Source organism: Paraburkholderia elongata, assembly GCF_013177735.1.
GTDB classification, from domain to species: Bacteria; Pseudomonadota; Gammaproteobacteria; order Burkholderiales; family Burkholderiaceae; genus Paraburkholderia; species Paraburkholderia elongata.
The window spans coordinates 1-9665 of record NZ_WOEZ01000231.1; the positions used below are offsets into that span (position 1 = coordinate 1).

At 60.5% G+C, this 9665-nt stretch carries 9 protein-coding genes and 2 pseudogenes; 5 read left to right on the forward strand and 6 right to left on the reverse strand.

Features of this window, described 5'->3' with window-relative positions; translation table 11 throughout:
- Nucleotides 1–411: 411 nt before the first annotated feature.
- The 4 genes from GNZ13_RS40655 to GNZ13_RS40670 all read right to left on the reverse strand — a co-directional run bounded on the left by GNZ13_RS40655 (nucleotide 412) and on the right by GNZ13_RS40670 (nucleotide 2629).
- Nucleotides 412–573: a hypothetical protein gene (locus tag GNZ13_RS40655; protein ID WP_172175830.1), complete on the reverse strand. Its 162-nt coding sequence runs from the start codon at nucleotides 571–573 to the stop codon at nucleotides 412–414.
- 42 nt (nucleotides 574–615) lie between these two features.
- Complete coding sequence (locus GNZ13_RS40660; protein ID WP_172175832.1) at nucleotides 616–1107, reverse strand: hypothetical protein; 492 nt, start codon at nucleotides 1105–1107, stop codon at nucleotides 616–618.
- A 14-nt stretch (nucleotides 1108–1121) separates the two neighbouring features.
- Nucleotides 1122–1292 carry a transposase domain-containing protein gene (locus GNZ13_RS54465; RefSeq protein ID WP_172175834.1) on the reverse strand — a complete coding sequence of 57 codons (171 nt, stop codon included), beginning with the start codon at nucleotides 1290–1292 and terminating at the stop codon, nucleotides 1122–1124.
- Nucleotides 1293–2110: 818 nt separating this feature from the next.
- The gene (locus GNZ13_RS40670; protein ID WP_236002401.1) at nucleotides 2111–2629 is read right to left on the reverse strand and encodes a TetR/AcrR family transcriptional regulator; all 519 of its coding nucleotides are present in this window, start codon (nucleotides 2627–2629) and stop codon (nucleotides 2111–2113) included.
- Nucleotides 2630–2815: 186 nt separating this feature from the next.
- On the opposite strand from GNZ13_RS40670, the gene GNZ13_RS40675 reads away from it, so the two are divergent.
- The 4 genes and pseudogenes from GNZ13_RS40675 to GNZ13_RS51770 all read left to right on the forward strand — a co-directional run.
- Entirely contained in the window at nucleotides 2816–3616 is an 801-nt protein-coding gene (locus GNZ13_RS40675) for an alpha/beta fold hydrolase (RefSeq protein WP_216675225.1), read from the forward strand.
- Nucleotides 3617–3660: 44 nt separating this feature from the next.
- On the forward strand, nucleotides 3661–4488 hold the full coding sequence (locus GNZ13_RS40680; RefSeq protein WP_172175840.1) for an enoyl-CoA hydratase/isomerase family protein: 828 nt from the start codon (nucleotides 3661–3663) through the stop codon (nucleotides 4486–4488).
- A 104-nt stretch (nucleotides 4489–4592) separates the two neighbouring features.
- The gene (locus GNZ13_RS40685; protein ID WP_236002402.1) at nucleotides 4593–4949 is read left to right on the forward strand and encodes an SDR family NAD(P)-dependent oxidoreductase; all 357 of its coding nucleotides are present in this window, start codon (nucleotides 4593–4595) and stop codon (nucleotides 4947–4949) included.
- Nucleotides 4950–5139: 190 nt separating this feature from the next.
- Nucleotides 5140–5333 (forward strand): annotated as a pseudogene (locus GNZ13_RS51770) (integrase); the annotation flags it as partial.
- 71 nt (nucleotides 5334–5404) lie between these two features.
- Here the strand turns inward: GNZ13_RS51770 and GNZ13_RS40690 are convergent.
- Nucleotides 5405–6922: an ArsR/SmtB family transcription factor gene (locus GNZ13_RS40690; protein WP_172175842.1), complete on the reverse strand. Its 1518-nt coding sequence runs from the start codon at nucleotides 6920–6922 to the stop codon at nucleotides 5405–5407.
- A 118-nt stretch (nucleotides 6923–7040) separates the two neighbouring features.
- Between GNZ13_RS40690 and istA the strand changes: the two are divergent.
- Nucleotides 7041–7598, forward strand: a pseudogene (gene istA / locus GNZ13_RS40695) (IS21 family transposase); the annotation flags it as partial.
- 689 nt (nucleotides 7599–8287) lie between these two features.
- Here the strand turns inward: istA and GNZ13_RS40700 are convergent.
- Nucleotides 8288–9448, reverse strand: a complete 1161-nt coding sequence (locus tag GNZ13_RS40700) for a porin (protein WP_172175844.1) — start codon at nucleotides 9446–9448, stop codon at nucleotides 8288–8290.
- Between the last annotated feature and the right edge of the window lie 217 nt (nucleotides 9449–9665).

Consider the following 9665-nt stretch of genomic DNA (forward strand, 5'->3'; position numbering starts at 1 on the left):
TTGAGATGAGCAAAAGATCAATATTTGGGAAATATTTTTCCGTGCGGGGTGAGGGAACAGCTTGCTGTGCTTCGACTTCGGTAGGAGGGCGCGAAATCATGTTTCCCATGTTGCCGCCAGCTACCAGACGAAGCCTCGGAGTCACGGCTGGCCGCTTCGTGGGCGCCGGCCGACCCCTGCCGCCATGAGGATATGCCGGAGCGCAAGCCCGGGGGCGCGGACTTCGGTGGGTCTCGACTCGGTGTGCGTTCTGCAATATCCCTCCGGAAGTGGCCCTGGCGACCAGTCACGCAGGCGCAAGGCGATTGCCCACTTGAGAGTGGACGGTGCGGGTTGCTCTGGTGGCTGGCGTTGCGCGCAGGCGTTAACAAAATGGACTGTTTAACGCAACTAACGTCGATGTTGGAAACATCAACCCTCAATGTCAAAACCGCTCAGCAACAACGAGGGCCACCTGCCCATCTTGCGGATGCCGGTCGCGCGGCGCTCGTCGATAACGACGCGGGTTTTCGTTCCATCGATTCTGGTAAATTCGTAAATCGGCGGCGCATCAACGGATGCCGTTGCGGACAAATCGTATCCGTCAGCGGAACCAGTGTTGACGGTATCGCGCGGTTAGATGTCGACAATCTTTCGCAACAGCGCGTACGAGACCCTCCAATGGCCTTCCGAATCATTGACGGCGATAGACGCGGTTTTCGCGTTGAGCCTGACGATGATGCCGACCCGCTCACTCAGATGTTTGTCGGTGAAGCCAACGGTGTCGCCAATGAAGAATTCCTCCCGTTGTACTCGCGGTGGCGGCGACGGGGGAGCGCGAGTTGGGCCGCTCGCAGTGTCGGGGATAACCGCCGCGTATAGCACCGACCAGCGCTGACGGCTCTGGTTGTCCTGGATCACCGCCTGGGTTTGCCGCAGCTCCACCACCGTTCCGTGTGAAGGCGGTGCGAGCGGATCGCCGCCGATATAACTGACCTCCATTCCCAGGTGCAAGCGTTGGCGTACTTCGAGAATACGCCGCGGGTCGTCCAACATTTTGCCGATGGCGAGATAGAGGCGATACAACTCGGCGCTGGGCGCCTGCCGAAGCGAGTCGAGAATGTCCATGGGTGGGGAGGTGTTTATCCGGCGAGCGGCAACAGTTCGTGTAAGCGGTTGACAGGGTACGATGGTAACTGCTCAAGCGTGCGCTCAAGCCACGCATAGGGCTCGATTCTGTTCAGACGTGCTGTGCCGATCAGTGAATACATCGTGGCGGCCGCTCGAGCATCACGCGGCGAGCCGGCGAACATCCAGTTGGCCCTTTTATAGAAACGATTCTATAAGAGAGCTCTGGGGTGTCCATTTAACCGGAGCTGAGCGTAGACCCGGGCGATTCTGTCGTCCCCAAGCCGCCATCCTCACGAATGCCCACAGGACGGGCAGACGAAGCCGCAGCTCACGTAGCCCAGGGATGCTGTTCCACCGGGTCATAGAGCTTGCTGTCGCCCCTGGCCGGTTCGTTACCAGGACCTTGTTATGAACCAGAGCCCAAACGCTGTTCCTCCAAAGCCGCCGCGGCAACGCGGATATCCGCCCAGCTTGGAGCGACCTTTGCCGAGCCGCCCGTGGAGGCAAATCGCTGACTCCGGTTAAATGGACACCCCAGAGAGAGCTTATCGTCAGTTTGAAGTTATGGAAGGTTGAGCGCCGGATATGGGGCATAGCACCTGTTTTCAGTGGTATCCGACCTCTCACGAGCTTCCATAACTTGGAGTACTTTCCTCGTGCTGTTTCGTGTTTTCGAGGAGAGTTGCCATGTCCACGTACTCGCGCCTTAAACCCGGGCATATTCTTGCCCAACGATGGTTTGCCAGGACCGCATTGGAAGCGCATCCAGATGCGTACGTCCAATATCTGACTGAACGCGGTTATGCCTGGGAGACATTGGAGCGCTACTTCAGGAGTGTCGTCCACTTCGTCCGCTGGGTCTCGCGACAGGATGTTGCCCTTTGCGATCTCAGCGAGACGCTGGTCAACCGGTTTATCGATGGGCATCTGCCTCATTGCCGATGCGCCCCACGATGCCGTCGTGGCAGGGGCGCGGCCTGATGGCCGCTCCCTATGCCGATCACGCCTCGATCCATACGCGCGTCTGTTCGAGCAGTTCGTCGGAAAGCACCGGATCGTCGCTCGCCCGGGCCAGGACCATCGCCCCGACCATCGCCGCCCAAGTGCCAATCGCTGCGCGACGCTTTTGCGCACTGTCGGAACCCGGTGAGCTCTTGCTGATCCGGTCGATCTGGGCGCGCATGCCGGCGGTCAACGCCGCACGCGCGGCCTGGGCTTGACGGGTTGTGTCCGCGACCAGCGCGGCGGTCGGGCAGCCAGCGCCGGGGTTGTCCCGATGACGCGGCGAAAGGTATTCATCGATGTAGCAAGACAGGTCGAAATCGCCTGTCGCGTCGCCAGTCATGAGATTAGCGAGCGTCTGGGCGATCAGGTCGTCCTTGGAACTGAAGTGGCCATAGAAACCGCCATGGGTAAGGCCGGCGGCGTTCATCACCTCTGCCACGCTGACCGCCTCGAAGCCCTTTTCGCGGAAAAGGTGACCTGCCACCTCCAGGATCTTGCCACGGTTCTTGGCCATCTGATCACGACTGACTTTCATCTCGGAAAATTCTCCAACACCTTCATTGACTCTTAGATTAACTATAAAGTATAAAACCTGTATTCATGATAACGATCATGAATACAGGTCAGAGATAGTCAGGAGGGCAAGATGAGTAGCAATCTGTATGGCAGCGCGCGGACCCAGTTCCAGGATATCGGCGGTGTGAGCCTCGCCTACCGGCGTTTCGGCAAGGAAGGCGCCCCGCCGGTGGTGTGCTTTCAGCATTTCACCGGCACGATCAACAATTTCGATCCGATCCACACCAACCGCTTGGCGCAAGACCGCCCGGTGATTCTGGTCGATTATCGGGGTGTTGGCCGCTCGGGTGGCGAAATGCCGGACTCGATCCCCGCTACTGCGGCCGACATCATCGCCTTCGTCAAGGCGCTCGGTCTCAAGGAGATTGATCTGTTCGGCTTCTCGCTCGGCGGCATGGTGGCGCAGCAGGTGGTGCTTGATGCACCCGAACTGGTGCGGCGCATCCTCCTCGCCGGCACCGGCCCGTCGGGCGGCGAAGGCATGCAGGAGTATACGCCCGAGGTGCAGGCGATCGTCGATAGACCCAACAGCACCCCGCAGGAGCGCACGCTCGACCTGTTCTTTTCGAAGAGTCCGACGAGCTACGCGGCGGGCAAGGCCTGGCTCGAACGGATCGCGGCGCGAAAGGTGGACCGCGAACCAGAAGCAAAGCCCCAGGTCGCCGAGGCCCAGCTCGTCGCCCTCGCCAAATGGGGCGCGATTCCCGCGACAGACCGCTACGGCGATTTGAAGAAGATCAAACAGCGCACGCTCGTCGTCAATGGCAAGAACGACATCATGGTCCCGACCATCAACGCCTACATCCTTCAGCAGCATCTGCCGGATGCGCGGTTGATCCTCTACCCGGATTCCGGCCACGGCGCGCACTTCCAGTTTCCTAAAGAATTCGCCGAAGAGGCAGCACGTTTCTTCGCCGCGGCGTGAACCTAAGGCGGCGGCCGCCGCAAACAGTTTGACAGGAGCGGAAGATGACACAAGCTAGCACCGTCAGCCTGGAACGGCTGATCCCCCATATCGCCAGGGTCACATTCTCGAACCCGCCCGCGAACCTGATCGTGCCCGAGACCGTCTCACGGCTGCACGACATCGTCGTCGAGTTGAGCGAGGATCCCGACATAAAGGTCGTGCTGTTCACCAGCAGTCTGGCCGAGTTCTTCTTCAACCACTTCGACTTGGCCCATGCCACGGACTTCCCGGTTCTGCCGGGTACCGATGCCCGGCCGGCATGGACCGATCTCGTCGTGCGTTTGACCGAGGCGCCGTTCATCAGCATCGCGTCCATCCGGGGCGGGACCCGAGGCGGCGGCAACGAACTGACGCTTGCTTTCGATCTTCGCTACGCCAGTCGCGAGAAGGCGATCTTCGGCCAGCCTGAGGTCGGCACCGGTATTCTTCCGGGCGGTGGCGGCAGCGAACGGTTGCCTCGTTTCGTCGGCCGGGATCGCGCCCTAGAAGCAATCCTGAGCAGCGCCGACTATGATGCCGATCTGGCGGAGAAGTGGGGATGGGTGACGCGCGCCCTTCCCGACGCCGAGCTTGACGGGTACGTCGAGAAGCTGGCTGCCCGCCTAGCTTCGTTCGACCGGCAGGCGCTGGCAGCAGGCAAGGCTCAGATCAACCGGGCATCGCTCCCACCGCCGGGCGATCTGCTCGCAGCCTATGGCGAATATGTGGACTCCCTCTCCTGGCCGGGCTTCCAAGCTCGGATGCAAGGCTTCGGGCAGCGGATCGCCGAAAAGGGGCTGGTCGAGATTGAACTCAACCTCGGCGCCTATATCGGAGGGGCAAAAGCCTGACTGTGGTGGGTGCGGTAACGCCCCTTGCGCTTGTCACCGGCGTCGGTCCGGGAACCGGCGCCGCGATCGCGAGTCGGTTTTCCGAGAGCGGCTATCGTGTGGCGATGCTGGCGCGCGATGCGGATCGGGCGGCGCTTGAGGTGGCGATCGCCCCGGTCGGTGATCCCAGGGTGGTGGTGCACAATGCGGTCAGCGCTGCATTCGGCACCTTCATGGAGGTGGAGCCCGAAGCATTTGCGCGCAATTTCGCGACGAACACCTTGGCGCTTCTGAACCTTGCCCAGCTCACGACGCCGGCCATGGTCAAGGCTGGCGATGGCGCGTTGATCGTGACCTGCAACACGGCGGCGCTGCGTGGAAAGGCGAACTTCGCGGGCTTCGCGCCCACCAAGGCTGCGCAAAGGATTCTCGCAGCGATCTCAGGCCCAAGGGCGTGTGCATGTCGCTTATCTCGTCATTGATGCGGTGATCGAGGTTCCTTGGGCGCGCGAGCGCCTTCCGGATGCTTCCGACAACTTCTTCATTCAGCCAGCTGAATGAAGAAGTCTTTCATCTCGCCCATCAATGCCGCGATGGCTGGTCCTTCCTCGCGGAGCTGCGCCCCTTCCGCGAGCCATGGTGACCGAGCGAACGATCAAACAGCAGCAAAGATCAGCATCCAACAACTACCAGGCGGTGCAGGCCTGGCTCGCGCTGCACGAGACGTCTACACCCAGCGCGCCTATCGCAAGGAGCCCGAACGTCTGATCCTGTGTGCAATCATCGAACGCGGGCGGGCGCTGTCGTCACTAACCGCGGAAGACGCAATCGCGTACCGGAGCTTTCTGCGCCGGCCGATGTCGCGCGCAGTTGTAAATTGATACAGCAACGCAGTTAGTCGCTAAGGAGTTAAGTCTTCGCGATTTGTGAGAAGACTTCAGTGTGCTGCGGCCAGAACGGGAACGATGCTGAAACGGGTGAGAGAACAGGCAGCAGCGATGGCGGCACGGCCCAGACGTGTGAGGTAGTAGCGGTAGAAGGTATGAGCCACCTTCTTGATCAAACCGAGTGTGCGCAGTCGCGAGAGCTGTCGGGACAGCGCCGGGGCGCTCATGTCCACATGCCTGGCCAGATCGGCACGGCGCAGGCCATGCACGTTGAACTCGCCGCGCTGCAGGGCACGCAGCAGTGCCTGCTCGCAGCCGTCGAAGAAGTTCAGGCCTTTGACCTTGCGCTCATCACTGCCCACGCGGGACTGGCTCAAACGTTGAAGGTCGCGCTCACCTGCGCTGGGGTCCTCGAGACTCGACAGAAACGCGAGGTAGCGCTGGTTGCAGCCCAGCATGATCTCACGCAGGTCGATCAGGCTGTAGATGGTTTTCCTCAACGCTGCGAGTTCGTAGGTGCTTCGGCCGTTCCTGTGTTCCACCTTGCGGTGGTGTTTGAAGAAGCTCACGTCGTTGATGGTGGTCTCGATGCGCAACACATGGGAGAACTTGTCGTAGACCTTGACGCTGGCAACGCCCATGTGGTGCTTGATGCAGCGCCCCTCGATGCGGGTGGACAGCCGCGAGCCGATCTCCTGCGCCAGTTGCGGCGAGATCTTCTTGCCCAGGAAGCTGGCTACTTTCGCGGCGTGCGCGGCCAGCACCGCTTGACGCGACAGCACGTCGTACAGCGGCACCAGCGTCTGTTCGCTACGGAACATCAGGTCAGTGGAATACTCGGCCTGCCGCAGGCTCCAGTGGTAGGTCTGGCCGAACACGTCGAGCACCGGGCACAGCCACTGCGCGTAGCGGTCCAGCCGTTCATGCAGCATGTCGGGTCTCAGCGCATCGGCGATGGCCTGTGCACGGTCCACATCGGCAATGCGTAAAAAGGCGTTGTCGGCCTGCACGAACCCGATGCCGTCGCGCCTGAGCGCACGGGCCACGGCGCCGTGGCCATTGCAGTAGAACTGCAAGCCGAACGGTGCCCAGGTCGGGACCCTGAGGTAGCACAGCCCGAGTTCGTCATCGATGAAGTAGAAGTAGTAGTGCAGGCACTTGCCCGTCTCGGGGCGCAGGTAGGTCTTGCCGCTGTTCTTGTCGTGCCACGGCTTGTAGCTCGGGCAGGCCTCCATTGCCGAGATGACATGCACCAGCCCGGGCGCATCACCACGCGCCTGCAGCACGCGCGCCACCAGGTCTTCCTTGCGGATGTGGCTCTTGCTGACGTGCTCGATCCCGATGCCGGCGGCGGCGCAAACCTCTTGCGCGCGCTCACGGATGCGTTCGCGCAGGGGCTCGGCGAACCCGGCGTAGTCGAATATGCGAATCCGGTGGGCGTTCAGAAAACCCGTCATGCCCAGCGCGTAGCACGCACCGGGCAGCGTGCCCGTGATCAGGATCCGGTCAAAGCACGACAGCACGCCGTGCAGATTCTCCGCGTAACGCTCAATCAGATCTGCCTTCATGGTTCACTTCGGCATCGGCTGGCTATATGGCTACGGATCGTACTACCTGTTTGGTTCCGGCTCGTCCGGCTTAGGAATTGATACACCTCGTTGTAGGGTCGCTCCTATTGGGCGACCCGTGATCAGCTATGAGGACTACACAGAAATCGAGATTCTGCGTCGCCAGGGAAACAGCCTCCGGGACATCGCTGTCGAGACCGGCGTGGCAGTCAACACAGTCAGGAAGTATCTGGAATCGGGTCCGCCGCAACGTAAAGCCCATCAGCCAGTTGTCGGCAAGCTTGCGCCGTTCAAGGCCTATCTACAGGGTCGCGTCGAAGCAGCGAAGCTGGACTGGATTCCGGCGACGGTGCTCAAGCGGGAGATTGAGAAGCGCGGTTACACGGGCGGGTTACGCCGGGTGCAGGAGTATCTGCAGAAGCTTCGACCCGCTGCACGCCCCGACCCAGTGGTCAGATTCGAGACAGAACCGGGCCATCAGATGCAGATGGACTGAATTGAGTTTCGTAAGCCGGGACACAAGCTCGGCATGCTCGCGGAGTTCGTTGCGACGTTGGGCTACAACCGCGTCAGCTACGCGGAGTTTGTCACCGACATGCGTATCGAAACGCTGCTGGCTTGCCATGTGCGGGCATTCGAGGCATTTGGCGGCGTCACCAGAGAGATCGTCCTCGATTTTGTTCCCGGCAACAAAATCGATGTTCTGTGACCGAGGCCGTTATATGCCGTACGGTGCGCCGCGGCTACAACCTGAGCTGGTGGCTGCGTGCGATCGGCCGCCTGGGCGTCAGGCCCGTCTTTTTCCTTTTTCCGGTCTTGCGTCCGTTCGTCGACTTCGCACCCATGAGGCCGTCTTTACATCCATCGCGCGGCTTGCTTCAATTCGCAAAATGAATTTTGCAGGGGCGGCTAGCTATTCCTCGCTTGAATTAGCTGAGTAACTCGCGGAGGAATGCAAGGGAGCGGCACAGGTAGAAAGCGGACTATTGCGGTTAGGTGCCCATGGCCTCACGCTGGCAGGAGGGGAGCGCTCGTTGCCAAAGGTGTGGCGATTCGGGATTCACGCGCTGCGGCTGGTACGCGCGCCGCAGGGCTCAGGAGAAAGTGGTCGGACGGCTTGGTTCTCGAGCGCCATGCCATTCGTAGCGAATGAACCGTCGGGGCGAACGTCCGCTGACAGTAGCCATTCTCAGTCGAGGAGAGCTGTCATGCAAAGCGTACAGATTCACGCTAGCGTGAGAACACGAAAACGCTGCGAGACCCGGCGTGAACGCACGCCGGGAGACGTCTTGACGCGGTGGAACGGAGACGTACACCTGATCGTGCGCAGGCGTGCGTCATCGCTGGTAGCGTGATGGAGACCTGTCAGAACGTGTGACGCATGCCTACAGTGACCGCCACTTGCGAGTTCGACGACGAAGGCGAGAGCGTGTTGATCATGGCATGCGAGAGCACCGAGTCCGCAGGTGCACCGTGCACGTTCTGATAGACGCCTTCAAGATAGAAGTCGGTGCGCTTGCTGATCGAATAATCGGTCTGGAGCATCGCCGTATTCCATCCCGGCGACGAGCCGTTATAGGCGCCATGCGTGTAGGTATACGCGCCCGATACGCTCAACGCAGGCGTGAGCGCATACTTTACGTTCGCTTCGTAGTTGTCGAGGCGAAGCGAGCCGCTCAAGCTTCCGGCAGAAGAGTCGCCTGCACCGAGATAAGTCCCGGTTCCGAACGAGAAGACGCCCGACGCATTGTCCATCTGCGTATGGCTCCAGACGAAGCCAACGGTAGCCGGTCCGAACGTGTAGTTACCGCCAAGCGACCAGACACGCTGGCGTTGTGCAAGGAAGTTCGCGCTGGTATCGCCCGTGGTAACGGCACCGCCTGCGCTGCCTGCGTTGTTGAACTGCAGGTATCCGGCGGCAAGATTGACAGGCCCTTGCGTATAGGAAACGCCGAAGCCGTATGAGCGGTTGTTCGCGAAGCTGCCTGCCTTGTTGCTGAAGGCATACATCGTTTCGAACGTGACGCCGTGGTAAGTCGGGCTCGCGTACTTGACCGTATTGTTGACAACGACCGAGTCCGCAGCAAGATTGTCGTTTTCGAACGGATGCGCAGCCATGTTGCCGCCCCACGTGTTGGACCCTGCCGTGAGCGGTCCGACGAGGTCGTTCATCACGTCAAACTGGCGGCCGAACGTCAAGGTGCCGTATGCATCGCTCTGCAAACCGACCCACGCCTGTGAGCCGAATCCATCGCCGGAGAAAGCCTGAGCGCCGTTATTCAGAAGGAACCCTTGCTCCAGCTTGAAGACCGCATGCAAGCCACCACCGAGATCCTCCGAGCCTTTGAGGCCGAAGACCGTGTTTTGCGTCGAGCTGGTCACTTCCTGCCAGTTGCTATGTCCGGCCTGATTGTTCGTGTAGATCAATCCCGCATCGATAAGACCATAGAGCGTCACGCTGCTTTGCGCGTGAGCTGAAATAGCGAAGGCGCCGAGTAAGGCCGTGGCGAGCAGCGTTCTTTTCATGTGTATAGCTCCGTGCTGTGTGATTGGAAATTCGCGTGTTATATGTGCCGCAAAAGGTGGATTTGCTATCAAGCGGTTAGGTGCGGCGTGAGACCCAGCCCTTTCAAGGTCTTGGGGACAGAAACCTGGTAACCTGGCGACCTGTTCAACGGCAGGGGCCAGGTAGTGTTTGACGAGGTGATGAAGCATTTCGAGCAGCAGGCACCGGTGTGCGTGA

Coding starts and splice junctions, on each gene's coding strand:
- GNZ13_RS40660 (WP_172175832.1), bottom strand. CDS start 1,107: ATGGACATTCTCGACTCGCTTCGGCAGGCGCCCAGCGCCGAGTTGTAT.
- GNZ13_RS54465 (WP_172175834.1), bottom strand. CDS start 1,292: ATGTTCGCCGGCTCGCCGCGTGATGCTCGAGCGGCCGCCACGATGTAT.
- GNZ13_RS40670 (WP_236002401.1), bottom strand. CDS start 2,629: ATGGCCAAGAACCGTGGCAAGATCCTGGAGGTGGCAGGTCACCTTTTC.
- GNZ13_RS40680 (WP_172175840.1), top strand. CDS start 3,661: ATGACACAAGCTAGCACCGTCAGCCTGGAACGGCTGATCCCCCATATC.
- GNZ13_RS40685 (WP_236002402.1), top strand. CDS start 4,593: ATGCTGGCGCGCGATGCGGATCGGGCGGCGCTTGAGGTGGCGATCGCC.
- GNZ13_RS40690 (WP_172175842.1), bottom strand. CDS start 6,922: ATGAAGGCAGATCTGATTGAGCGTTACGCGGAGAATCTGCACGGCGTG.
- GNZ13_RS40700 (WP_172175844.1), bottom strand. CDS start 9,448: ATGAAAAGAACGCTGCTCGCCACGGCCTTACTCGGCGCCTTCGCTATT.